This is a genomic window from Streptomyces sp. NPDC046909 (assembly GCF_040644695.1).
Classification (GTDB): Bacteria; Actinomycetota; Actinomycetes; order Streptomycetales; family Streptomycetaceae; genus Streptomyces.
Genome location: NZ_JBEYXC010000007.1, coordinates 449,953 through 473,090, shown reverse-complemented (window position 1 = coordinate 473,090; position 23,138 = coordinate 449,953). Strand labels below are relative to the sequence as shown.

The window sequence follows — 23,138 nt, the reverse complement described above, 5'->3', positions numbered from 1 at the left end:
TTCTGCCCAATCCCGAGCGGGCTTGGCCAGGCCCGCCACGCCTCTATTACCGAGGTGTCAGAGCGCAGTGAAGCGAATGAAACATTCACTTCATGCGCCGGGCCACCAGGTCCCACACAATTTCGGCCAATGCTTCCTTCGGGCCGTGCGGGACCGGCGTCTCGGTGCCGTCGGCGCCCAGTACCACCGCCTCGTTCTCTTCCGCCCCGAAAGTCTTGCGCTCCCCCACCTCGTTGACGACGAGGAGGTCGCAGCCCTTGCGGGCGAGCTTCGTACGGCCGTTGGCCAGCACGTCGTCGGTCTCGGCGGCGAACCCGACGACCACCTGTCCGGGGCGGGCGCGGTCGGCCGAGATCTCCGCCAGGATGTCCGGATTCCGCACCAGGACGATGGGCTCCGGCTCCTGGCCGTCCTTCTTCTTGATCTTCCCGGCCGCATAGGTCTGCGGTCGGAAGTCCGCGACCGCGGCGGCCATGACGACCGCGTCGGCGTCCTCCGCCGCCTTCAGCACCGCTTCCCGCAGCTGTACGGCGGTACCGACCGGGACGACGTCCACGCCCGCCGGATCCGCCAGCCCGGTGTTCGCGGCGACGAGCGTGACCCGGGCCCCGCGCGCGGCGGCGGTCCGGGCGAGGGCGTACCCCTGCTTGCCGGAGGAGCGGTTGCCGAGGAAGCGGACGGGGTCGAGCGGCTCACGCGTGCCGCCGGCGCTGACGACGACATGGCGGCCGACGAGATCGGGCTCCCGCACGCCCCGCGCGAGGACGCGGCGGCACACCTCGAAGATCTCCGCCGGGTCGGGCAGCCGGCCCTTGCCGGTGTCGACGCCGGTCAGCCGCCCGACGGCCGGTTCGATGACGACGGCGCCCCGGCGGCGCAGGGTCGCCACGTTCTCCTGGGTGGCCGGGTGCTCCCACATCTCGGTGTGCATGGCGGGCGCGAAGACGACCGGACAGCGGGCGGTCAGGAGCGTGTTGGTGAGCAGGTCGTCCGCGAGCCCGTGGGCCGCCTTGGCGAGCATGTCGGCGGTGGCCGGCGCGACGACCACCAGGTCGGCGTGCTGCCCGATACGGACGTGCGGCACCTCGTGGACGTCGTCCCACACCTCGGTGGAGACGGGGTTGCCGGAGAGGGCGGACCAGGTCGCCGCGCCCACGAAGTGCAGCGCGGAGGCGGTGGGGACGACGCGCACGTCATGGCCCGACTCCGTCAGCCTCCGCAGCAGCTCACAGGCCTTGTACGCGGCGATGCCACCACTGACCCCCAGCACGACCCTCGGCTTGTCCACCAGGTCTCCCATCCCTAGAACCTCGGACTCCATGACACACCACAGGCCCGACAGTCGCGCTGCCGGGCCTGTGGAAAAGCCAGCTCAAAGCCGGAAATACTACTTACTGCGCCGGGCCCTCGACGGCCTCGGACGTCAGCAGACCCGCGTTGATCTCGCGGAGCGCGATCGAGAGCGGCTTCTCGTGCACGTGGGTGTCGACGAGCGGACCGACGTACTCGAGGAGACCCTCGCCGAGCTGCGAGTAGTACGCGTTGATCTGGCGCGCACGCTTGGCCGCGTAGATCACGAGGCTGTACTTCGAGTCGGTGGCCTCGAGGAGCTCGTCGATCGGAGGGTTGATGATGCCCTCGGGCGCGGTGATGGAAGAGGACACGCTCTGCCTTCCGATGGGTGGGAAAGAATCAGTCTGAGTGATCAACGCCGATCGAACAGCATCGATCACACAACGTCCATCAAGGCTAGCAGCTCGCGCGCCACGTCCTCGACGGAGGTGTTGACCAAGGTCTCGTCGAACTCCGGCTCGGCCGCCAGTTCGACCTTCGCCGCCTCCAGGCGACGTTCGATCACCTCGGGCGGCTCGGTGCCACGTCCCGTGAGCCTGCGCACGAGCTCCTCCCAGGAGGGCGGAGCCAGGAACACCAGCTGGGCCTCGGGCATGGACTCGCGGACCTGCCGGGCGCCCTGGAGGTCGATCTCCAGGAGGACCGGCTCACCCGCCTCCAGCCGCTGCAGCACCGCGTCGCGCGGGGTGCCGTAACGGTTGCCGGCAAACTCGGCCCACTCCAGCAGCTCACCGTTGGCGATCAGCTTGTCCATCTCCTCGTCGGTGACGAAGAAGTAGTGGACACCGTGCTTCTCGCCGGGGCGGGGCTTGCGGGTCGTCGCCGACACCGAGAGCCAGACCTCGGGGTGTTCCTTGCGCATATGGGCGACGACCGTGCTCTTGCCGACCCCTGAGGGGCCGGAGAGCACGGTCAGCCGCGGACGTTCACTCATGCAGCGATTATTCCAGCAATCCCGGAGTGCCCGGGACTCCCGGTCCGGAGCGGGCCGGACTCAGGAACCGGTGCTGCCGAACTCACGCTCCAGGGAAGCGATCTGGTTCGAGCCGAGACCACGCACACGGCGGCTCTCGGAGATGCCCAGACGCTCCATGATCTGCTTGGCGCGGACCTTGCCCACGCCCGGCAGGGACTCGAGCAGGGCGGAGACCTTCATCTTGCCGATGACGTCGTTCTCCTGGCCCTGCTTGATGACCTCGTGAAGAGAGGCGCCGGAGTGCTTGAGTCGATTCTTGACCTCGGCCCGCTCCCGGCGAGCCGCGGCGGCCTTTTCGAGCGCGGCTGCGCGCTGTTCAGGGGTAAGGGGCGGAAGAGCCACGCCTACGTCACCTCGGATGTTGAACTGTCGGATACGGACCGGTGAGGAACCTAGTCGCCCCACACCTGGCGAGCCACGAGCAACACGCTTGCCCGTTGACTCTGCTCGGAGACTAGCGGCCAAGTCCGCCAGAGTCAGCGAGAACAGCGGAAAAGTCCTGGTCAGCCTCCGTCAGGCCGGACATTTCAGACAAACTGCCCCGGATTTGAGGATGTATTCAGCCTCAAGTCGCCCTGGAAGCACTCATCGGAGGTCTCCCGAGCGCGTCTCGAACGCCCTGGACGACCGTCAGACGACTGTCATACGAGCGCCACGGCCGCCCTGGTCTCCTCCGCGAACCGCTCCGCGGCCGCCCGCAGCGCTCCGACGTCGGGACCGTGCCGCAGCACACCCCGGCTGACGTTGGGGACGACGTTGCGCACCACGGACCCGAACACCTGGGGAAGGTCCGCCGGAGTGGCCCCCTGGGCGCCGATGCCGGGCGCGAGGAGCGGTCCGTTGATGTCCAGGTCGTAGGACGACAGATCGCCGAGCGTGGCACCGACGACGGCACCGAAGGACCCGAGGGGCTCCTCCCCCGTGTTCTCGGCCGCCAGGTGCCCCAGCATCGTCGCGCCGACGTTCCGGCCGTCCGCGCGGACCGCGTGCTGCACCTCGCCGCCCTCGGGGTTGGAGGTGAGCGCCAGCACGAACAGGCCAGCGCCGCTCTCCCGCGCCAGCGCGACCGCCGGCGAGAGCGAGCCGTAGCCGAGATACGGCGAGACGGTCAGCGCGTCGGAGAACAGCGGCGAGTCCTTGTGCAGGAAGGACTCGGCGTACGCGGCCATGGTCGAGCCGATGTCGCCGCGCTTGGCGTCCATGACGACCAGCGCACCGGCCGCCCGCGCCTCCTCGACCGACTTCTCCAGTACGGCGACCCCGCGCGAGCCGAACCGCTCGAAGAACGCGCTCTGCGGCTTCAGGACGGCGACGCGGTCGGCCACGGCCTCGACGACCGTGCGGCTGAACCGCTCCAGACCGGCCACGTCGTCGTTGAGGCCCCACTCGGTCAGCAGGGAGGCGTGCGGGTCGATGCCGACGCACAGCGGGCCGCGCTCGTCCATGGCGTGGCGAAGGCGTGCGCCGAAGGGTTCGAGAGAGCTCATGCCGTCTTCCTCACGTCGGCGCCGACCGCGTCGGCGAGAGTGGCGTACGGGCTCGTGCGCAGGCGCGCGGCGAGCCCCTTGTGGATCGCGCGGCCCCAGAAGGGCCCCTCGTAGATGAACGCGCTGTAGCCCTGTACGAGCGTGGCACCGGCGAGGATGCGCTGCCAGGCGTCCTCGGCGTCCTCGATGCCGCCGACGCCCACGAGGGTGATGCGGTCGCCCACGCGCGCGTAGAGGCGCCTGAGCACCTCCAGGGAGCGCGCCTTCAGCGGCGCGCCGGACAGCCCGCCGGTCTCCTTCACGAGCGAGGGTTCGGATGTCAGACCGAGTCCCTCGCGCGCGATGGTGGTGTTCGTGGCGATGATCCCGTCCAGGCCGAGCTCGACGGCCAGGTCGGCGACCGCGTCGACGTCCTCATCCGCGAGGTCGGGCGCGATCTTCACCAGGAGCGGGACGCGCCGCGAGGTGACCGTACGGTCGGCGGCCTCGCGCACGGCGGTCAGGAGCGGCCGCAGCGCCTCGGTGGCCTGGAGGTTGCGCAGCCCGGGCGTGTTGGGCGACGACACGTTCACGACCAGGTAGTCGGCGTACGGCGCGAGCCGCTCGGTCGACTTCACGTAGTCGGCGGCGGCCTCGTCCTCCGGTACGACCTTGGTCTTGCCGATGTTGACGCCCACGACCGTCTTGAAGACGGGCGTACGGGACGCCAGGCGGGCCGCTACGGCCAGCGAACCCTCGTTGTTGAAGCCCATGCGGTTGATGAGCGCGCGGTCCTTTACGAGCCGGAACAACCGCTTCTTGGGGTTGCCGGGCTGGGCCTCCCCGGTGACCGTGCCGATCTCGACGTGGTCGAAGCCGAGCATCGACATGCCGTCGATGGCGACCGCGTTCTTGTCGAAGCCGGCGGCCAGCCCGAAGGGGCCGTGCATCCGGAGGCCGAAGGCCTCGGTGCGCAGTTCCTCGTAGCGGGGCGCGAGCGCGGCGGCGACGAAGGTGCGCAGCACGGGGACGCGGACGGCGAGGCGGATCCAGCGGAAGGCCGTGTAGTGCGCCCGCTCCGGGTCCATCCGTTTGAAGACGAGCTTGAAAAAGATCTTGTACATCGGTGTCCTCTTGAAGTCTCAGGTGACCTCATGCCTCATGAAGAGGGGGACACCGTTTCCGGTGTCCCCCTCAGGGCTGCTAGTCGCGGGCCGCGGTCAGGTGTTCCGCGTGTTCCTGGAGCGAACGGACGCCCACGTCACCGTGGTTGAGGGCGTCGATGCCCTGGACGGCCGCGGCGAGTGCCTGGACCGTCGTCAGACACGGAACCGACCGCGCCACGGCCGCCGTACGGATCTCGTAGCCGTCGAGGCGGCCACCCGTGCCGTACGGGGTGTTGACGATGAGGTCGACCTCGCCGTCGTGGATGAGCTGGACGATGGTCTTCTCGCCGCCCGGGCCGGTGCCCTCGGACTGCTTGCGCACGATGGTGGCGTTGATGCCGTTGCGCTTGAGGACCTCGGCGGTGCCGGAGGTGGCGAGAAGCTCGAAGCCGTGGGCGACCAGCTCGCGCGCCGGGAAGATCATCGAGCGCTTGTCGCGGTTGGCGACCGAGATGAACGCGCGGCCCTTGGTGGGCAGCGGGCCGTAGGCGCCGGCCTGCGACTTGGCGTACGCCGTGCCGAAGACGGAGTCGATGCCCATGACCTCGCCGGTGGAGCGCATCTCCGGGCCGAGGACGGTGTCGACGCCGCGGCCGTGGATGTCCCGGAAGCGGGACCACGGCATGACGGCCTCCTTGACGGAGATCGGCGCGTCGAACGGCAGCTCGCCGCCGTCGCTGTTCGCCGGGAGCAGCCCTTCGGCGCGCAGTTCGGCGATGGTCGCGCCCAGCGAGATACGGGCGGCGGCCTTGGCCAGCGGTACCGCGGTCGCCTTCGAGGTGAAGGGGACGGTGCGGGACGCGCGCGGGTTGGCCTCCAGGACGTAGAGGATGTCGCCGGCCATCGCGAACTGGATGTTGATCAGGCCGCGTACACCGACACCGCGAGCGATGGCTTCCGTCGAGGCCCGCAGGCGCTTGATGTCGAAGCCGCCCAGCGTGATCGGGGGCAGGGCGCACGCCGAGTCGCCGGAGTGGATGCCGGCCTCCTCGATGTGCTCCATGACGCCGCCGAGGTAGAGCTCGGTGCCGTCGTAGAGGGCGTCGACGTCGATCTCGATGGCGTCGTCGAGGAAGCGGTCGACGAGGACCGGCCGGGAGGGGCTGATCTCGGTCGACTCGGCGATGTAGGAGGCGAGGCGGGTCTCGTCGTAGACGATCTCCATGCCGCGTCCGCCGAGGACGTACGACGGCCGCACCAGGACCGGGTAGCCGATCTCGTCGGCGATGGCCTTGGCCTCGGCGAAGGTGGTGGCGGTGCCGTGCTTGGGGGCCGGGAGGCCCGCCTCGGCGAGCACGCGTCCGAAGGCGCCCCGGTCCTCGGCCGCGTGGATGGCCTCGGGCGAGGTGCCGACGATCGGCACGCCGTTGTCCTTGAGCGCCTGCGCCAGGCCCAGCGGGGTCTGGCCGCCCAGCTGGACGACGACACCGGCGATGGGGCCCGCGAGGGACTCCGCGTGGACGATCTCCAGTACGTCTTCGAGCGTCAGCGGCTCGAAGTACAGGCGGTCGGAGGTGTCGTAGTCCGTGGAGACGGTCTCGGGGTTGCAGTTGACCATCACGGTCTCGTACCCGGCGTCGCTCAGCGCGAAGGAGGCGTGGACGCAGGAGTAGTCGAACTCGATGCCCTGGCCGATGCGGTTGGGGCCGGAGCCGAGGATGATGACGGCCGGCTTCTCGCGGGGCGCGACCTCCGTCTCCTCGTCGTAGGAGGAGTAGAAGTACGGCGTCTGCGCGGCGAACTCGGCGGCGCAGGTGTCGACCGTCTTGTAGACCGGGCGGATGCCGAGCGCGTGCCGGACCTCGCGGACGACGTCCTCGCGCAGGCCGCGGATCTCGCCGATCTGCTGGTCGGAGAAGCCGTGCCGCTTGGCCTCGGCGATGAGGTCCTTCGTCAGCTCCGGCGCCTCGGCGAGCTCGTCGGCGATCTCCTTGATGAGGAAGAGCTGGTCGACGAACCAGGGGTCGATCTTCGTGTACTCGAAGATCTCCTCCTGCGTGGCGCCCGCGCGGATGGCCTGCATGACGGTGTTGATCCGGCCGTCGGTGGGCCGTACGGATTCCGTGAGCAGGGCCTGCTTGTCGCCGGGCTCGCCGACGAAGGTGAACTGGCTGCCCTTCTTCTCCAGCGAGCGCAGCGCCTTCTGGAAGGCCTCGGTGAAGTTGCGGCCGATGGCCATGGCTTCGCCGACCGACTTCATGGTCGTGGTCAGCGTGGAGTCGGCCTGCGGGAACTTCTCGAAGGCGAAACGCGGGGCCTTCACGACCACGTAGTCGAGCGTGGGCTCGAAGGAGGCCGGGGTCTCCTGCGTGATGTCGTTCGGGATCTCGTCCAGCGTGTAGCCCACGGCCAGCTTGGCGGCGATCTTGGCGATCGGGAAGCCGGTCGCCTTGGAGGCCAGGGCCGAGGAACGCGACACGCGCGGGTTCATCTCGATGACGATCACGCGACCGTCCTCGGGGTTGATCGCGAACTGGATGTTGCAGCCGCCGGTGTCGACGCCGACCTCGCGGATGATCGCGATGCCGATGTCGCGCAGCCGCTGGTACTCGCGGTCGGTGAGCGTCATGGCCGGGGCGACGGTGATCGAGTCGCCGGTGTGCACGCCCATGGGGTCGAAGTTCTCGATGGAGCAGACGACCACGACGTTGTCGTTGGTGTCGCGCATCAGCTCCAGCTCGTACTCCTTCCAGCCGAGGATGGACTCCTCCAGGAGCACCTCGGTGGTCGGGGAGAGCGTGAGGCCCTGACCCGCGATGCGGCGCAGCTCGTCCTCGTCGTGGGCGAAGCCGGAGCCGGCGCCGCCCATCGTGAAGGACGGGCGGACGACGACCGGGTAGCCGCCGAGCGTGTCGACGCCCTTGAGGACGTCGTCCATGGAGTGGCAGATGACCGAGCGGGCGGACTCGCCGTGGCCGATCTTCGCGTTGACGGCCTCGACGACGCCCTTGAAGAGGTCGCGGTCCTCGCCCTTGTTGATGGCCTCGACGTTGGCGCCGATCAGCTCGACGCCGTACTTCTCCAGCGTGCCCGCCTCGTGCAGCGAGATGGCCGTGTTGAGGGCCGTCTGGCCGCCCAGGGTGGGCAGCAGGGCGTCGGGGCGCTCCTTGGCGATGATCTTCTCGACGAACTCCGGGGTGATCGGTTCGACGTACGTGGCGTCGGCGATCTCCGGGTCGGTCATGATCGTCGCCGGGTTGGAGTTGACCAGGATGACCCGGAGGCCCTCAGCGCGCAGGATGCGGCAGGCCTGGGTCCCGGAGTAGTCGAACTCGGCGGCCTGGCCGATGACGATCGGGCCGGAGCCGATGACCAGGACGGACTGGATATCGGTGCGCTTAGGCACGCTGGCCCTCCAACGAAGCGGTGCTCATCAAAGACGTGAAGCGGTCAAACAGGTAGGCGGCGTCGTGCGGACCCGCTGCCGCTTCGGGGTGGTACTGGACGCTGAAGGCCGGTCGGTCGAGGAGCCGCAGCCCCTCCACCACGTTGTCGTTGAGGCAGACGTGGGAGACCTCGGCGCGGCCGTAGGGGGTGTCGGACACCTGGTCGAGCGGGGCGTCGACGGCGAAGCCGTGGTTGTGCGCGGTGACCTCGACCTTGCCGGTCGTACGGTCCTGCACCGGCTGGTTGATGCCGCGGTGGCCGTACTTCAGCTTGTAGGTGCCGAAGCCGAGCGCGCGGCCCAGGATCTGGTTGCCGAAGCAGATGCCGAAGAGCGGGGTGCCACGCTCCAGGACCGCCCGCATGACGGCGACCGGGTGGTCGGCGGAGGCCGGGTCGCCCGGCCCGTTGGAGAAGAAGACGCCGTCCGGGTTGACGGCGTAGACGTCTTCGACGGTCGCCGTGGCGGGCAGGACGTGCACCTCGATGCCGCGCTCGGCCATGCGGTGCGGGGTCATGCCCTTGATGCCGAGGTCGACGGCGGCGACGGTGAACTTCTTCTCGCCGATCGCGGGGACGACGTACGCCTCCTTAGTGGCGACCTCGGCGGACAGGTCGGCGCCCTTCATCTCGGGGGCGGCCTGGACCTTGGCGAGGAGGGCCGACTCGCGGACGCCGGTCCACGCCTCGCCGGAGAAGATGCCGACGCGCATGGCGCCGCGCTCGCGCAGATGCCGGGTCAGGGCGCGGGTGTCGATGCCGGAGATGCCGACGACGCCCTGTGCGGCGAGCTCCTCGTCGAGGGAGCGCTTGGCCCGCCAGTTCGAGGGCACGCGCGCGGGGTCGCGCACGACGTATCCGGCGACCCAGATCCGCTGCGACTCGGGGTCCTCGTCGTTGACGCCGGTGTTGCCGACGTGCGGGGCGGTCATCACGACGACCTGACGGTGGTACGACGGGTCGGTCAGGGTCTCCTGGTAGCCGGTCATGCCGGTGGAGAACACGGCCTCGCCGAAGGTCTCCCCCACGGCCCCGTAGGCACGGCCGCGGAAGATCCGGCCGTCCTCCAGGACGAGTACCGCGGGAACCTTCGAGGCTCCCCTTGTGGAGGTCGTCATCGTGCGCCTTCCGTTTCCGTCTTCTTGTTGATCATGGAGTTAATGACGTCGACCCACTCGTTGTGCTCGGCCGCGCGGTCGGAGCGGAACCCGGAGTCGATCAGCCGGTCGCCGTGCTCCCAGGTCACGATCAGCAGCCCGCCCTCGGTGAGGACCTTGCCGGCGATGCCCTTGCCGAGCACGGCCTCCCGCAGTGCGCCGACCGGGATGAAGAAGTCGGTCGCGCCGGGGCGTACGACGTCCAGTCCCGCGTCCGTCAGCGTGAGCTCGACCAGGCTGCGGGTGCCGAGGCCGTGCGCCACGATGCGGTCGAGCCACTGCCCGGCGGTGGTGGAGCCGTGGTAGCGGCCGCTCATCGTCAGTCTCGCCGCACCGAGGTCGTCCGGCGCGCTGGGCAGCTCGGGCAGATCGCCCTGGAGCGTGCCGCGCCACTTCCAGCCCTCGCGCATCAGCCAGTAGATGAGCGCGACGAACAGCGCGAGGCCGACGAGCCAGCCGATACGGGCGGCCCAGTCGGTGACCTCAGCCGATTTCTGCTCGGCGGCGAGATCGGCGGCCAGCAGGGTTACAGGTGCAGGTGTCACGTGAGCTTCCCGTCGACGAGCGTGGCCTTGCCCCGGAGCCACGTGTGCGTCACACGGCCCGGCAGCTCACGCCCCTCGTACGGGGTGTTCCGGCTGCGCGAGGCGAAGCCCGCGGGGTCCACATCCCCACGGTATTCCGTGTCGACGAGCGTGAGGTTGGCGGGCTCACCTGCCGAGACGGGACGCCCGTGGCCCTTGGCCTGCCCGATCCGGGCGGGCTTGAAGGACATGCGGTCGGCGACCCCGGCCCAGGTGAGGAGCCCGGTGTCCACCATGGTCTCCTGCACCACTGACAACGCGGTCTCCAGGCCCACCATCCCCATGGCGGCCGCGGCCCACTCGCAGTCCTTGTCCTCGTGCGGGTGCGGGGCGTGGTCGGTGGCGACGATGTCGATCGTGCCGTCGGCGAGCGCCTCGCGCAGGGCCAGCACGTCGCGCTCGGTGCGCAGCGGCGGGTTGACCTTGTAGACCGGGTTGTAGGTGCGCACCAGCTCGTCGGTGAGGAGCAGGTGGTGCGGGGTGACCTCGGCGGTGACGTCGATGCCGCGGGACTTGGCCCAGCGGACGATCTCGACGGACCCGGCGGTCGACAGGTGGCAGATGTGGACGCGGGAGCCGACGTGCTCGGCAAGCAGGACATCCCGGGCGATGATCGATTCTTCGGCCACCGCGGGCCAGCCCCCGAGCCCCAGCTCGGCGGAGACGATCCCCTCGTTCATCTGGGCGCCCTCGGTCAGCCGCGGCTCCTGCGCGTGCTGGGCGACGACCCCGCCGAAGGCCTTCACGTACTCCAGCGCCCGGCGCATGATCACCGCGTCGTCGACGCACTTGCCGTCGTCCGAGAAGACGGTGACCCCGGCGGCCGACTCGTGCATGGCACCGAGCTCGGCGAGCTTCTTGCCCTCCAGGCCGACCGTGACGGCGCCGATGGGCTGCACGTCGCAGTACCCGTGTTCCTGGCCGAGCCGGTAGACCTGCTCGACCACGCCGGCGGTGTCGGCGACCGGGAAGGTGTTGGCCATGGCGAACACGGCGGTGTAGCCACCGGAGGCCGCCGCGCGCGTGCCGGTCAGCACGGTCTCGGAGTCCTCACGGCCGGGCTCGCGCAGATGGGTGTGCAGGTCGACCAGTCCCGGCAGCAGGACCTTGCCGGCGGCCTCGACGACCTCGGCGCCCTCGTCCGAGAGCCCCTGGCCGACCGCTTCGATCAAGGAACCGCTGATCAAGACGTCCTGCGGCTCGCCGCCGAGCACCTTCGCACCACGGATCAGGATCTTGCTCATGGTCTTACTTCTCCTCGGTACGGGTGTGGCTGACGGCGGGCTCGTTGCCACCGAGCAGCAGGTACAGAACGGCCATCCGGATGGAGACTCCGTTTGCGACCTGCTCGACAACGGTGCAGCGGTCGGAGTCGGCGACCTCGGCGGTGATCTCCATACCGCGGACCATCGGCCCGGGGTGCATCACGATGGCGTGCTCGGGCATCTTCGCCATGCGCTCGCCGTCGAGGCCGTAGCGCCGCGAGTACTCGCGCTCGGTCGGGAAGAACGCGGCGTTCATCCGCTCGCGCTGCACGCGCAGCATCATCACCGCGTCGGACTTGGCGAGCGTGCGGTCCAGGTCGTACGACACCTCGCACGGCCAGGTCTCGACGCCGACCGGCACCAGGGTGGGCGGGGCGACGAGGGTGACCTCGGCGCCGAGGGTGTGCAGCAGGTCGACGTTGGAGCGGGCGACCCGGCTGTGCAGGACGTCGCCGACGATCGTGATGCGCCGCCCGGACAGGTCCTGGCCGATCCCGGCGTCCCGGCCGACGAGCCGGCGACGCATGGTGAAGGCGTCCAACAGGGCCTGTGTGGGGTGCTGGTGGGTGCCGTCACCGGCGTTGATGACGGCCGCGTCGATCCAGCCGGAGGTGGCGAGCCGGTACGGGGCTCCGGAGGCGCCGTGCCGGATGACGACGGCGTCGACGCCCATGGCTTCGAGGGTCTGGGCGGTGTCCTTGAGGGACTCGCCCTTGGACACGCTCGACCCCTTGGCCGTGAAGTTGATGACGTCCGCCGAGAGGCGCTTCTCGGCGGCTTCGAAGGAGATACGCGTGCGCGTGGAGTCCTCGAAGAAGAGGTTGACGATGGTGCGGCCGCGCAGGGTCGGCAGCTTCTTGATGGGCCGGTCGGCGACCCGGGCCATCTCCTCGGCGGTGTCGAGGATCAGGACGGCGTCGTCGCGGGTGAGGTCGGCGGCCGAGATGAGATGACGCTGCATCTGTCAGGCTCCGTAAGGAAGTTCGGGAGATTACGGGCAAGTGCGGGCATGCCGAGGAGAGGCGTCCCGGTCGGCTTGCTACGGGGTCGGCTTGGCACCGAGCAGCACGGTGTCGCGACCGTCCTCCTCGGCGAGCTGGACCTTGACCGTCTCCCGCAACGACGTGGGGAGGTTCTTGCCGACGTAGTCGGCGCGGATGGGCAGTTCACGGTGGCCGCGGTCGACGAGGACCGCGAGCTGCACCGCGCGCGGACGCCCGATGTCGTTCAGGGCGTCGAGGGCGGCGCGGATGGTGCGGCCGGAGAAGAGCACGTCGTCGACGAGGACGACGAGGCGGCCGTCGATGCCGTCACCGGGGATCTCGGTGCGGGCCAGCGCACGCGGCGGGTGCATCCGCAGATCGTCCCGGTACATGGTGATGTCGAGCGAACCGACCGGAATCTTGCGGTCGGTGATCTCCTCCAGCTTGGCGGCGAGCCGCTGGGCGAGGAAGACGCCCCGGGTCGGAATCCCGAGGAGCACCACGTCGTCGGCGCCCTTGGCGCGTTCGACGATCTCGTGGGCGATGCGGGTCAGTACCCGCGCGATGTCCGGGCCTTCGAGCACGGGCCGGGCATCGGACTGTGCGTCCTGCTGTGTGTCCTGCTTCTTGTCCATACGAAACGGACCCCCTTCTCCGCCTCACGGGACGGACCTTAAAGGACGTCGGAATTGCGCCATCCACGGTAGCAGGCCGGTCCGGCCGCCCCGATCACCCCCCTGGCCTAATCGGCCACCACGCTCACGGAAGAGTCGGTGTGGACCATTCGGCTTGACGCGCAAGAGTCACGCTGCGTAACCTCACAGTGAGTTACCAGACGCGCGGCATGGAAACCAACCCAGTCGCGTCGATCCAGTGTCCGGGGAGCTATATGTCCAGCGAATACGCCAAACAGCTCGGGGCCAAGCTCCGGGCCATCCGCACCCAGCAGGGCCTTTCCCTCCACGGTGTCGAGGAGAAGTCCCAGGGACGCTGGAAGGCGGTCGTGGTCGGTTCGTACGAGCGTGGCGACCGTGCCGTCACCGTGCAGCGTCTCGCCGAGCTGGCGGATTTCTACGGCGTACCCGTCCAGGAGCTGCTGCCGGGCACCACGCCGGGCGGCGCCGCCGAGCCGCCGCCGAAGCTGGTCCTCGACCTGGAGCGGCTGGCCCACGTACCGGCCGAGAAGGCGGGCCCCCTCCAGCGCTACGCGGCGACGATCCAGTCGCAGCGCGGTGACTACAACGGCAAGGTGCTCTCCATCCGCCAGGACGACCTGCGCACACTCGCCGTCATCTACGACCAGTCGCCCTCGGTCCTCACCGAGCAGCTGATCAGCTGGGGCGTCCTGGACGCGGACGCGCGTCGCGCGGTCTCCCACGAGGAGAGCTGAGCCGCCCCACGCCTCAGCAGAAACGTGCCGCCGGGGTGGCCGGAACTTCACGGTTCCGGCCACCCCGGCGGCGTTCTGCGGCCCTCCAGGGGCGCGGAGGTACGGGAATGCCAGAGGGCCCGCAGCAATCACGCTGCGGGCCCTCTGGCATGTCGTGCCTCTGGCGATGGCATGTCGTGCCTCTGGCGGCGGGGCCTCTCAGGCCTCGTCCCGACGGAGAGACGGCTTCAGGTCCTTGAGACGGCCCAGCAGGCCGTTCACGAACGCCGGCGACTCGTCCGTGGAGAACTCCTTCGCCAGCTGCACCGCCTCGTCGAGGACCACGGCGTCCGGGGTCCCGTCGACCCAGATCAGCTCGTAGGCACCGAGACGCAGGATGTTGCGGTCCACGACCGGCATCCGGTCCAGCGTCCAGCCGACGGAGTACTGCGCGAGCAGCTCGTCGATGCGCTTCGCCTGTACGGCGTAGCCCTCGACCAGCTGCATCGTGTACTCGCTGACCGGCGGCTGCCGGGTGTCGTCCCGGGACAGCCGGATCCAGTCCGCGAGGACCGTCAGGACGTCCGCGCCGCGCTGGTCGCCCTCGAAGAGGATCTGGAAGGCGCGCTTGCGGGCCGTGTTGCGGGCAGCCACGGTTAGCTGTTCACCCGGCCGAGGTAGTCGCTGGTGCGGGTGTCGACCTTGATCTTCTCACCGGTGGTGATGAAGAGCGGGACCTGGATCTGGTGACCGGTCTCCAGGGTGGCGGGCTTGGTGCCACCGGTGGAGCGGTCGCCCTGCAGGCCCGGCTCGGTCTCCTGGACGACGAGCTCGACGGCGGCCGGCAGCTCGACGAAGAGCACCTCGCCCTCGTGCTGCGCGACGACGGCCGTGAAGCCCTCGATCAGGAAGTTGGCGGCGTCGCCGACCGTCTTGCGGTCGATCATCAGCTGGTCGTAGGTGTCCATGTCCATGAACACGAAGTACTCGCCGTCCATGTACGAGAACTGCATGTCGCGCTTGTCGACAGTGGCCGTCTCGACCTTGACGCCGGCGTTGAACGTCTTGTCGACGACCTTGCCGGACAGCACGTTCTTGAGCTTGGTGCGCACGAAGGCCGGGCCCTTGCCGGGCTTGACGTGCTGGAACTCGACGACGGACCAGAGCTGGCCGCCTTCGAGCTTGAGCACCAGGCCGTTCTTGAGGTCGTTCGTGGAAGCCACGGTTGCGGAATCTCCTGGACTGACGTGGACGACCCCGGTGCACGCCTCTGCCTAGAGGGCGAGCAGCTCCTTGGTCGTGATGGTGAGTAGCTCGGGTCCGCCGTCCGCCTCGGGGCGGACGACGAGCGTGTCATCGATCCGGACACCGCCCCGGCCCGGGAGGTGGACCCCCGGTTCGACGGTGACCGGCACGCAAGCGTCCAGTTTACCCATGGCCGCGGGGGCCAGCTGCGGGTCCTCGTCGATTTCGAGTCCCACGCCATGTCCCGTCAAGGCCGGAAGGCCCTCTCCGTACCCCGCGGAGTCCAGCACCTGCCGTGCCGCGCGGTCCACATCACGGTAGGCGGCACCGGGTGCGAGGGACTCCCGTCCGGCGCGCTGGGCGGCGAAGACGAGGTCGTACAGCTCGATCTGCCAGTCGGCCGGCGACGTACCGATCACGAAAGTACGGCCGATCTCACAGCGGTAGCCGCGGTACGTCGCCCCGAGGCACACGGAGAGGAAGTCGCCCTCCTCGACGCGGCGGTCGGTGGGGCGGTGGGCGCGTCTGCCGGAGTTCGGGCCGGTCGCGACGGACGTCAGGAACGCCGGTCCGTCGGCGCCGTGGTCCACCAGACGGCGCTCCAGTTCCAGGGCGAGGTGTCTCTCGGTACGGCCGACGAGGATCGACTCCAGGAGCTCACCGAGGGCCTGGTCGGCGATCTCCGCGCCGATGCGCAGGCAGGAGATCTCCTCCTCGTCCTTGACGACCCTGAGCTGTTCGACGGCTCCGCCGAGGTCCGCGAGGCGCAGGCGGGGGGCGACCGAGCGGATGGCTCTGTGCCGGGTGACGGTGAGGTGGTGTTCCTCCACGGCGAGGGAGTCGCCGCCCTGCGCTGCCGCGAGGTCGGCCGCGGCAACGGCGGGGTCACCTGCGGCGCCGGGGAGCACATGGAGGCGCAGCGCCTCGTCCGGGCGGCTCTCGGGCTGACGGTCGTCCGGTGGGCCTACGCACACCAGGAGGTCCTCGGTCTTACCGAGGAGCAGTACGGCACCATGCGGGGCCGCACCCGCGAGGTAGCGCACGTTGGCGGGGCGGGTGACGACTGCTGCCGCGCTGCCGACGGCGTTGCAGCGTTCCCTCACTCTGGTGCGGCGGGCCGCGTAGACCTCTGACATGACAGCAGCGTAGGAGTCCCGCAGGTCGGGCGCCGGTTGGGAGAGGCCGAGTGGGTACGTCCCCTATCGGGGCGCTACCAGCTAGGCGGGCTTGCGATGGACCGGGCGAGTACGTCGTCCAGGACCCGTGCCGTCTGCGGTACGTCCAGCTGTGAGTTGTCGATGATCGGCAGACCCGAGCCGTACCAGCCCGCCATACGGCCATGGATGCGGGCCACCTCCTCGTCCGTGAGGCGGCGGTTTCCGGACCGTTCGGCGTTGCGCTCCAGGACGATCTCAAGTCCCGGGAGGAGGACCACCGGCAGCAGACCTGGCCCCACATGCCTCTTCCAGCCGCCGAGGCCGACGACCGGGCGGTCCGGGAAGACCGCGTCGTCGAGGATGCAGGAGATGCCGTTGGCGAGGAAGTTGCGGGCGGCGAAGCCGCAGGTGCGGCGGGCGAGACGGTACTGGGCCTCGGAGTGGTCGTTCCAGCCGGACTGGGGGTCGGCGAAGCCGGAGCGGACCCATTCGCGGACGTCGTCGAGGCTGATGTGGGCGGTGGGGACCCGGCGGTGGTCGGCCCAGTACTTGGCGACACTCGTCTTGCCGGCGCCCGCGGGGCCGATCAGCAGGACCGCGAGGGTCGTACCGGCGAGGTCGGGGGCGGCCATGGCGGGCGGGGCCGAGGGGACGCCGACCGGGCCACCGGGGGGCAGCGGTACATGACCGGTGGTGTCCGGGGCCGCGGGGGCCTGGGGTGGCGGCTGGGGGGCGAAGCCCGGGGCGGGGGGCGGTGGGGGCACCGGGGCCGAGCCCTGGTGCGCACCCGGGTGGTGGGGACCCGGGTGATGTGCGGCCGGCGACCAGCCGGCGGCCGGTCCGTGCCCCGGCTGGTGGGGCGGCGGCAGCGGAGAACCCACTGCGTGCTGCATCCGGTGCCACTCCGTCTCATACAGGCAATTGGCGCTGGCAGCAGGGCACGAACCCCACTCCTTACCGAACGGTACCGTCCCCGGCCGCCGTTTGGTGAACGGCCGGGGACGGCCCTAAGTGCCCGTGCCCATAAGGCAAATGGGGCGGATGGTTCCTCGGCGGACTACTCGCCCACTTCTCCGTACGCGGCGAGCAGCACCGCCGGGTCGGGGCCCTCCAGGACGGTGGGCTTGGCGAGACCGTCGAGGACGATGAACCGCAGCAGGTCGCCGCGGGACTTCTTGTCGACCTTCATGGTCTCCAGCAGCTTGGGCCACTGGTCGTAGCGGTAGCTCAGCGGCAGGCCGACCGATTCGAGGACCGTGCGGTGCCGGTCGGCCGTCGCGTCGTCCAACCGGCCCGCGACACGGCCGAGTTCGGCCGCGAAGTGCATGCCTACGGCGACGGCGGCGCCGTGCCGCCACTTGTACCGCTCGTTCTTCTCGATGGCGTGGGCCAGCGTGTGACCGTAGTTGAGGATCTCCCTGAGGCCCGACTCCTTCAGGTCCGCGGAGACGACCTCGGCCTTGACCCGGATGGCCCGCTCGATCAGCTCGGACGTGTGCGGGCCCGCCGGGGTGCGCGCGGCCTGCGGGTCGGACTCGATGAGGTCCAGGATCACCGGGTCGGCGATGAAACCGGCCTTGATGATCTCGGCGAGCCCGGAGACGTAGTCGTTGACCGGGAGGGAGTCCAGCGCGGCCAGGTCGCACAGGACGCCGGCCGGCGGGTGGAAGGCGCCGACGAGGTTCTTGCCCTCGGCGGTGTTGATGCCGGTCTTGCCGCCGACGGCCGCGTCCACCATCGCCAGGACGGTGGTGGGGATCGCGATCCAGCGCACTCCGCGCAGCCAGGTCGCGGCCACGAAACCGGCCAGGTCAGTGGTCGCGCCGCCGCCCACCCCGACGACCACGTCGGAGCGGGTGAAGTTGGACTGGCCCAGCGCCTTCCAGCAGTAGGCGGCGACCTCGGCGGTCTTCGCCTCCTCCGCGTTGGGCACCTGGATGGCGACCGCCTCGAAGCCCTGCTCGGCGAGGTCGGCCCGCAGCGCGTCCCCGGTCTCGGCGAGCGCCTCGGGGTGGATCACCGCGACCCGCTTGGCCTTGGGCCCCACCAACGAGCCCAGTTCACCCAGGAGTTGACGGCCCACCAGGACCTCGTACGGCTCGCTGCCAGCGGTGCCGCCGACCTGGATGCGAGTGACTGCCTCGCTCATGCTTCCTTCAACTCCAGTGCGTCCAGGGCGGCTTGGGTGACTTCTTCGGGGGTACGGCCGTCCGTGGGGACGACCGCCGTGGCGATCCCCTCGTACAGGTGCCGTCGGGCCTCCATCAGCTCGCGCCACTGCTTGCGCGGGTTGACCGCGAGCAGCGGGCGGGCGGCGTTGAGGCCGGTGCGCTGGACCGCTTCCTCGACGTCCATGGAGAGGTAGACGACCCGGTGTCCGGCGAGCAGCGCGCGCGTGTCCTCGTCGAGGATCGAGCCGCCGCCCAGCGCGAGGACGCCGTCGTGCTCGGCGAGCGCCTTGTGCACCGCCCGCTTCTCGATGGCCCGGAAGACCGGCTCGCCCTCGTCGACGAAGATCTCGGCGATGGTGCGGCCCTGCTCGGCGACGATGTCGTCGTCGGTGTCGCGGTAGCCGACGCCGAGGCGCTCGGCGAGCAGCTGCCCGACGGTGGACTTGCCCACGCCCATCGGGCCCACCAGTACCACCTGGGGAGCGGTCATCGGATGGCCAGGTTGTCGAGGTACGACTGGACGTTGCGACGCGTCTCGGGGACCGAGTCGCCGCCGAACTTCTCCGCGACGGCGTCCGCGAGGACCAGGGCGACCATGGCCTCGGCGACGATGCCGGCGGCCGGGACCGCGGAGACGTCGGAGCGCTGGTGGTGGGCCTGGGCGGCCTCGCCGGTGGTGACGTCCACGGTCTGGAGGGCGCGCGGGACGGTCGCGATCGGCTTCATCGCGGCACGTACGCGCAGCAGCTCGCCGGTGGTCAGACCGCCCTCGGTGCCGCCGGAGCGGCCGGAGACACGGCGGATGCCCTCGGGCGTGTTGACGATCTCGTCGTGCGCCTTGGAGCCGGGCACGCGGGCCAGCTCGAAGCCGTCGCCGAGCTCGACGCCCTTGATGGCCTGGATGCCCATGAGGGCACCGGCCAGGCGGGCGTCCAGCTTGCGGTCCCAGTGGACGTGCGAGCCGAGGCCGACGGGGACGCCGTACGCCAGGATCTCGACCACGCCGCCGAGGGTGTCGCCGTCCTTGTGTGCCTGGTCGACCTCGGCCACCATCGCCTTCGAGGTGTCCGCGTCCAGGCAGCGCAGCGGGTCGGCGTCCAGCTTCTCGACGTCGGCCGGGGTCGGGTACACACCCGCCGGGGCCTTGACCGAGCACAGCTCGACGACATGGCTGACGATCTCGATGCCGGCCGTCTCCTTGAGGTACGACCGGGCCACCGCGCCCAGCGCCACACGGGCCGCCGTCTCACGGGCGGAGGCGCGCTCCAGGATCGGCCGGGCCTCGTCGAAGCCGTACTTCTGCATGCCCGCGAGGTCGGCGTGGCCGGGGCGCGGGCGGGTCAGCGGGGCGTTGCGGGCGAGGCCGGCCAGGATCTCCGGGTCGATGGGGTCGGCCGCCATGACCTGCTCCCACTTCGGCCACTCGGTGTTGCCCACCATGATCGCGACCGGGGAACCGAGGGTGAGGCCGTGCCGGACGCCGCCGAGGAAGGTGACCTGGTCCTGCTCGAACTTCATCCGCGCGCCGCGTCCATAACCGAGGCGGCGCCGGGCCAGGTGGTCCGCCACCATCTCCGTGGTGATCGGCACGCCGGCGGGAAGGCCCTCCAGCGTCGCGACGAGTGCGGGGCCGTGGGACTCCCCCGCGGTCAGCCAGCGCAACCTGCTCAACGGTGCTCCTCAGTGCTCGCGCCCTCGTACTGCCCTGCGTACGCGCGTCCTCGCGTACGGCGATGGCGCGACCGGGTGCGCGGCGCCGGCCCGCCACCTTCGATCCTCCCATGTCCGGCAGACTGCGCCCGCCGCTGGTCCATCAGGCGGACGCGGGCGCACCGGAAAGGCTCAGGCGGAACCGTTCTGCTGCCGGTTCTGCGGCGCGTAGGTGCCCAGGAAGTCGGCACCGCTCGGCTGAGCGGGGGCGGGTGCCGCCGGCTGCGGCTGGGCCGGACCCTGCTGCTGGGGCGCGGCCTGCTGCTGGGGGGCGTAGGCACCGAGGTAGTCGGCGCCGCTCCGCTGTCCGTGCTGGGCCGCCGCGTGGATCGGCTGCCCGTTGCGCAGGGCCCGCCGGTAGTCGATCTTGCGCTTGAGCTTGATGACCCAGGACACGACCACCGCGAGCACGACCAGGCCGATCACCGTGATCTGCACCCAGTCGGGCATGAACTTGAGTACGGCCTCGAATATCTCGCTCTTGCCGGATGCCATCTGCATGCCTGCGGACACGCCTGTTCTCCCCTCCCGGTTCCGCCCCCTGCGGAACCCGGACAGACCCTAGCGGTCCGCCAGTGCCTGCTCGCCCGCTTTTCGCATGGCCGCCAGCGGGGCCTTGGCGCACCCCGTCATCTGCTCGACCTGGAGCACCGCCTGGTGCACCAGCAGATCGAGTCCGCTGACGACGGCCCCGCCGAACATGGACCAGCGGGCGGCGAGCTCGGTCGGCCAGGGCTCGTAGAGCACATCGAAGAGGGTGGCGGGCCGTTCGGGTACGGCGCCGGCGAGGGCGTCCGTCGTACCGGCGGGGGTGGTGGCGATGACGAGCGGCCGCTCCAGCGCGTCCGCCGCATGCGCCCAGTCCTCCGTACGCACCTCGACTTCGAGCCGCTCGCCCCACTGCCGCATCTCGGCGGCCCGGGCCGCGCTGCGCACATAGACGACGACCTCGCCGGTGCAGACGCGGGCCAGTGCCGCGAGGGCGGACGACGCGGTGGCGCCCGCGCCGAGGATCGCGGCGGAGTCCACCTGCTCGATGCCGTGCTCGCGCAGGGCGGCGACCATCCCGGGGATGTCGGTGTTGTCGCCGACCTTGCGGCCGTCCCCGGTGAACACGACGGTGTTCACGGCTTCGACCGACGCGGCCGTCTCGCTGATCTCGTCCACCAGCGGTATGACGGCCCGCTTCAACGGCATCGTCAGCGACAGCCCGGCCCACTCCGGCCCGAGCTCCGCGAAGAACCCGGGCAGCGCGACCTCGTCGACCTCGAACCGGTCGTACGACCAGCCGGTCAGCCCCAACTCCTCGTACGCGGCGCGGTGCAGCACCGGTGAGAGGGAATGAGCGATGGGCGAACCGAGCACGGCGGCCCGGCGGGCGTCAGTTGCCCCTGCTTTCATCGAACTTGTCCTTGAGTTTCTGGAATTCTTCGTGCGTCTTGGCGAACTCGGTCTTGCTCACGCCGTCGGTCGCCACGAAGTAGTACCAACCGTCGTCGGTCGGGTTCAGCGTCGACTTGATCGCCTCGTCACCCGGGTTCCCGATCGGGCCGGGCGGCAGACCCTTGTTGGTGTACGTGTTGTACGGGTCCTTGTCCTTGTTGATCTCCGACTCGCTGATGTCGATGTTGCTCTCGTTCTTCGCGTAGTTGAAGGTCGAGTCGAATTGCAGGAAGCCGTAGGTCTGCGGGTTCGCGTAGTCGAGGCGGTTGTAGACCACTTCCGCCATCTTGCGGTAGTCGTCGGTGGTCTTGCCCTCGGCCTGGACGAGGCTGGCGATCGTGATGATGTCCATGGGGCTGTCGAGCTTGAGCGCCTTGGCCTTGGCTTCCAAGTTGAGCGCGTCGTACTTCTTCGTGGCCTCGGACACCATCTCCTTCAGCACGGCCTCGGGCTTCATGCCCTCGGCGGCGGGATAGGTGCCCGGGGACAGGAAGCCCTCCAGCGGATCCTTCATCTCGCTGTTGTCTTCCGCCCAGTCCGGAAGTCCGAGGCTCTTGTACTCCGCCTTGGCGGCCTTTCTGGTGGTGCCCGACTTCAGGCCGAGTTTGTCGTCGATGATCTTGTAGACGGCGATGTTGCGCTGCCCCGGCGTCACCATCACGGCATTCTGGCTCTTCGGGTCGAGCATCATCTCCACGGCACTCTTGGCGGACATCTGCGTGTTCAGCAGATAGGCGCCGGCCTGGATCTTGTCTCCGTCGTTCTGGGTGAACGCCGATACGAACGCGTCGACGCTCTTGACGACGTCCTTCGCCTTCAGCAGCCGTCCGATCTCGGCGCCTCCCGCGCCCTTCGGGACCACGATCGACACCGTCGTGTCGGTGCCGTCGCCCGCATAGTCCGGCGACGAGGCGAAACGATCCTGGTAGAACTGGTATCCGAAATATCCGACCCCGCCGATCCCGCCGCCGAACACCAGCACGACCACCAGGCAGGCGCAGCCGCTGCGCCGCTTCTTCGGTTTCTTGCCGCCGCGGCCTCTCCGGTCGCCGCGTCCGCCCTCGTCATCGTCGAGGTCGTCGCCGTCATCGTCCCCGCCGCCCGCGAAGAAGGCGTGTTCGCCCTGGTCAGGGCCGGGATCCCAGTCCGTAGGCTGCGGTTCTGGCTCGGTGCGCCGGCGGCTCGGCGGCTCCGGCGGCGGGTACGCGTCGGGGGTGCCGTAGTAGTCGGGCTGGTCACCGGCGCCGTACGCCGCGGCCTGCTGGCCGTACGGGTCCTGCGGGTCGGTGTACTGGACATGCGTGTGCGTGCCCGTGCCCCAGCCGTTGTTGTCGTAGCTCTGCTGCTGGTAGCCCTGGGTTCCGTACTGCTGCTGGTCGTAGCCGCCCTGATACGGATCGTACTGCTGCTGCGCCTGACCGTAATCGGCCTGTTGGCCGGTGCCCCAGTCGCCGTACTCCGCCTGCTGCGGCTGCTGCGGATAGTGCTGCTGCTGGCCGCCGTAGGCAGCTTGATGGCCGACGTGGCCCTGCTGCCCTTCCCATCCGCCGTCCCCGTAGTACGGGTCCTGCGGATGCCACGGTTCGGAGCCTTCCTGGCCCCCGCCATACTCAGTCATCGATCCCCTAGAGCCGCGAAGCGGCGGTCGCGCGGCTTGTGGCCCGGCATCCGTTCCGCCTCTCTCTGTGCGGCACCTGTTCGAACAGCGC

The 23,138-nt window shown here is 69.8% G+C and carries 23 protein-coding genes; 1 reads left to right on the top strand and 22 read right to left on the bottom strand.

Going from position 1 to position 23,138, the window contains the following annotated elements; all coding sequences use genetic code 11:
* Positions 1 to 85: 85 nt before the first annotated feature.
* The 12 genes from coaBC to pyrR form a co-directional block, all read right to left on the bottom strand.
* Positions 86 to 1,288 (bottom strand): bifunctional phosphopantothenoylcysteine decarboxylase/phosphopantothenate--cysteine ligase CoaBC, encoded by a 1,203-nt coding sequence (gene coaBC / locus ABZ928_RS25780; RefSeq protein WP_361523434.1) that lies wholly within the window; start codon positions 1,286 to 1,288, stop codon positions 86 to 88.
* A gap of 103 nt (positions 1,289 to 1,391) precedes the next feature.
* On the bottom strand, positions 1,392 to 1,664 hold the full coding sequence (gene rpoZ, locus ABZ928_RS25775; RefSeq protein ID WP_003982715.1) for a DNA-directed RNA polymerase subunit omega: 273 nt from the start codon (positions 1,662 to 1,664) through the stop codon (positions 1,392 to 1,394).
* 65 nt (positions 1,665 to 1,729) lie between these two features.
* The gene (gene gmk / locus ABZ928_RS25770) at positions 1,730 to 2,287 is read right to left on the bottom strand and encodes a guanylate kinase (RefSeq protein WP_361523340.1); all 558 of its coding nucleotides are present in this window, start codon (positions 2,285 to 2,287) and stop codon (positions 1,730 to 1,732) included.
* A 60-nt stretch (positions 2,288 to 2,347) separates the two neighbouring features.
* Complete coding sequence (locus ABZ928_RS25765) at positions 2,348 to 2,671, bottom strand: integration host factor (protein WP_003977346.1); 324 nt, start codon at positions 2,669 to 2,671, stop codon at positions 2,348 to 2,350.
* A 299-nt stretch (positions 2,672 to 2,970) separates the two neighbouring features.
* Positions 2,971 to 3,816 carry an orotidine-5'-phosphate decarboxylase gene (pyrF, locus tag ABZ928_RS25760; protein ID WP_361523337.1) on the bottom strand — a complete coding sequence of 282 codons (846 nt, stop codon included), beginning with the start codon at positions 3,814 to 3,816 and terminating at the stop codon, positions 2,971 to 2,973.
* Positions 3,813 to 4,919, bottom strand: coding sequence for a quinone-dependent dihydroorotate dehydrogenase (locus tag ABZ928_RS25755; RefSeq protein WP_361523334.1), 1,107 nt, complete (start codon positions 4,917 to 4,919; stop codon positions 3,813 to 3,815). The genes pyrF and ABZ928_RS25755 overlap by 4 nt, the downstream gene beginning before the upstream one ends.
* 79 nt (positions 4,920 to 4,998) lie before the next feature.
* A complete protein-coding gene (carB, locus tag ABZ928_RS25750) occupies positions 4,999 to 8,307 on the bottom strand; it encodes a carbamoyl-phosphate synthase large subunit (protein ID WP_361523331.1) in 3,309 nt (1,102 codons plus the stop codon).
* Complete coding sequence (carA, locus tag ABZ928_RS25745) at positions 8,300 to 9,463, bottom strand: glutamine-hydrolyzing carbamoyl-phosphate synthase small subunit (RefSeq protein ID WP_361523328.1); 1,164 nt, start codon at positions 9,461 to 9,463, stop codon at positions 8,300 to 8,302. Before carA ends, carB begins: the two co-directional genes overlap by 8 nt.
* Complete coding sequence (locus ABZ928_RS25740) at positions 9,460 to 10,047, bottom strand: hypothetical protein (protein ID WP_361523325.1); 588 nt, start codon at positions 10,045 to 10,047, stop codon at positions 9,460 to 9,462. The genes carA and ABZ928_RS25740 overlap by 4 nt, the downstream gene beginning before the upstream one ends.
* The gene (locus ABZ928_RS25735; protein ID WP_361523322.1) at positions 10,044 to 11,330 is read right to left on the bottom strand and encodes a dihydroorotase; all 1,287 of its coding nucleotides are present in this window, start codon (positions 11,328 to 11,330) and stop codon (positions 10,044 to 10,046) included. The genes ABZ928_RS25740 and ABZ928_RS25735 overlap by 4 nt, the downstream gene beginning before the upstream one ends.
* A gap of 4 nt (positions 11,331 to 11,334) precedes the next feature.
* Entirely contained in the window at positions 11,335 to 12,312 is a 978-nt protein-coding gene (locus ABZ928_RS25730; RefSeq protein ID WP_361523319.1) for an aspartate carbamoyltransferase catalytic subunit, read from the bottom strand.
* Between the two features lie 78 nt (positions 12,313 to 12,390).
* Positions 12,391 to 12,969, bottom strand: coding sequence for a bifunctional pyr operon transcriptional regulator/uracil phosphoribosyltransferase PyrR (pyrR, locus tag ABZ928_RS25725; protein WP_361523317.1), 579 nt, complete (start codon positions 12,967 to 12,969; stop codon positions 12,391 to 12,393).
* 254 nt (positions 12,970 to 13,223) lie between these two features.
* Here pyrR and bldD point away from each other — a divergent pair, with 254 nt between their 5' ends.
* Complete coding sequence (bldD, locus tag ABZ928_RS25720) at positions 13,224 to 13,724, top strand: transcriptional regulator BldD (protein WP_003956405.1); 501 nt, start codon at positions 13,224 to 13,226, stop codon at positions 13,722 to 13,724.
* Between the two features lie 198 nt (positions 13,725 to 13,922).
* On the opposite strand, the gene nusB is transcribed toward bldD, so the two are convergent.
* The 10 genes from nusB to mltG form a co-directional block, all read right to left on the bottom strand.
* The gene (nusB, locus tag ABZ928_RS25715) at positions 13,923 to 14,357 is read right to left on the bottom strand and encodes a transcription antitermination factor NusB (RefSeq protein WP_361523314.1); all 435 of its coding nucleotides are present in this window, start codon (positions 14,355 to 14,357) and stop codon (positions 13,923 to 13,925) included.
* Between the two features lie 2 nt (positions 14,358 to 14,359).
* Positions 14,360 to 14,926, bottom strand: a complete 567-nt coding sequence (efp, locus tag ABZ928_RS25710; protein WP_351143765.1) for an elongation factor P — start codon at positions 14,924 to 14,926, stop codon at positions 14,360 to 14,362.
* Between the two features lie 51 nt (positions 14,927 to 14,977).
* Positions 14,978 to 16,084 carry an aminopeptidase P family protein gene (locus tag ABZ928_RS25705; protein WP_361523311.1) on the bottom strand — a complete coding sequence of 369 codons (1,107 nt, stop codon included), beginning with the start codon at positions 16,082 to 16,084 and terminating at the stop codon, positions 14,978 to 14,980.
* A 74-nt stretch (positions 16,085 to 16,158) separates the two neighbouring features.
* Positions 16,159 to 16,998: a Pro-rich N-terminal domain-containing protein gene (locus ABZ928_RS25700; RefSeq protein WP_361523308.1), complete on the bottom strand. Its 840-nt coding sequence runs from the start codon at positions 16,996 to 16,998 to the stop codon at positions 16,159 to 16,161.
* A 164-nt stretch (positions 16,999 to 17,162) separates the two neighbouring features.
* Positions 17,163 to 18,254, bottom strand: coding sequence for a 3-dehydroquinate synthase (gene aroB, locus ABZ928_RS25695; RefSeq protein WP_361523305.1), 1,092 nt, complete (start codon positions 18,252 to 18,254; stop codon positions 17,163 to 17,165).
* Entirely contained in the window at positions 18,251 to 18,766 is a 516-nt protein-coding gene (locus tag ABZ928_RS25690; protein ID WP_361523303.1) for a shikimate kinase, read from the bottom strand. Before ABZ928_RS25690 ends, aroB begins: the two co-directional genes overlap by 4 nt.
* Positions 18,763 to 19,947 carry a chorismate synthase gene (aroC, locus tag ABZ928_RS25685; RefSeq protein ID WP_361523300.1) on the bottom strand — a complete coding sequence of 395 codons (1,185 nt, stop codon included), beginning with the start codon at positions 19,945 to 19,947 and terminating at the stop codon, positions 18,763 to 18,765. The genes ABZ928_RS25690 and aroC overlap by 4 nt, the downstream gene beginning before the upstream one ends.
* Positions 19,948 to 20,118: 171 nt before the next feature.
* Positions 20,119 to 20,499 (bottom strand): hypothetical protein, encoded by a 381-nt coding sequence (locus ABZ928_RS25680; RefSeq protein WP_361523297.1) that lies wholly within the window; start codon positions 20,497 to 20,499, stop codon positions 20,119 to 20,121.
* A 48-nt stretch (positions 20,500 to 20,547) separates the two neighbouring features.
* A complete protein-coding gene (locus tag ABZ928_RS25675) occupies positions 20,548 to 21,387 on the bottom strand; it encodes a shikimate dehydrogenase (RefSeq protein WP_361523295.1) in 840 nt (279 codons plus the stop codon).
* A complete protein-coding gene (mltG, locus tag ABZ928_RS25670) occupies positions 21,368 to 23,047 on the bottom strand; it encodes an endolytic transglycosylase MltG (protein ID WP_361523292.1) in 1,680 nt (559 codons plus the stop codon). The genes ABZ928_RS25675 and mltG overlap by 20 nt, the downstream gene beginning before the upstream one ends.
* Between the last annotated feature and the right edge of the window lie 91 nt (positions 23,048 to 23,138).

What these genes read in the sequence shown, in the direction of transcription:
- gmk (WP_361523340.1), bottom strand. Translation starts at nt 2,287, where the DNA reads ATGAGTGAACGTCCGCGGCTGACCGTGCTCTCCGGCCCCTCAGGGGTC.
- pyrF (WP_361523337.1), bottom strand. Translation starts at nt 3,816, where the DNA reads ATGAGCTCTCTCGAACCCTTCGGCGCACGCCTTCGCCACGCCATGGAC.
- ABZ928_RS25755 (WP_361523334.1), bottom strand. Translation starts at nt 4,919, where the DNA reads ATGTACAAGATCTTTTTCAAGCTCGTCTTCAAACGGATGGACCCGGAG.
- carA (WP_361523328.1), bottom strand. Translation starts at nt 9,463, where the DNA reads ATGACGACCTCCACAAGGGGAGCCTCGAAGGTTCCCGCGGTACTCGTC.
- ABZ928_RS25735 (WP_361523322.1), bottom strand. Translation starts at nt 11,330, where the DNA reads ATGAGCAAGATCCTGATCCGTGGTGCGAAGGTGCTCGGCGGCGAGCCG.
- ABZ928_RS25730 (WP_361523319.1), bottom strand. Translation starts at nt 12,312, where the DNA reads ATGCAGCGTCATCTCATCTCGGCCGCCGACCTCACCCGCGACGACGCC.
- pyrR (WP_361523317.1), bottom strand. Translation starts at nt 12,969, where the DNA reads ATGGACAAGAAGCAGGACACACAGCAGGACGCACAGTCCGATGCCCGG.
- bldD (WP_003956405.1), top strand. Translation starts at nt 13,224, where the DNA reads ATGTCCAGCGAATACGCCAAACAGCTCGGGGCCAAGCTCCGGGCCATC.
- ABZ928_RS25705 (WP_361523311.1), bottom strand. Translation starts at nt 16,084, where the DNA reads ATGTCAGAGGTCTACGCGGCCCGCCGCACCAGAGTGAGGGAACGCTGC.
- ABZ928_RS25700 (WP_361523308.1), bottom strand. Translation starts at nt 16,998, where the DNA reads ATGCAGCACGCAGTGGGTTCTCCGCTGCCGCCGCCCCACCAGCCGGGG.
- aroB (WP_361523305.1), bottom strand. Translation starts at nt 18,254, where the DNA reads ATGAGCGAGGCAGTCACTCGCATCCAGGTCGGCGGCACCGCTGGCAGC.
- ABZ928_RS25690 (WP_361523303.1), bottom strand. Translation starts at nt 18,766, where the DNA reads ATGACCGCTCCCCAGGTGGTACTGGTGGGCCCGATGGGCGTGGGCAAG.
- ABZ928_RS25675 (WP_361523295.1), bottom strand. Translation starts at nt 21,387, where the DNA reads ATGAAAGCAGGGGCAACTGACGCCCGCCGGGCCGCCGTGCTCGGTTCG.
- mltG (WP_361523292.1), bottom strand. Translation starts at nt 23,047, where the DNA reads ATGACTGAGTATGGCGGGGGCCAGGAAGGCTCCGAACCGTGGCATCCG.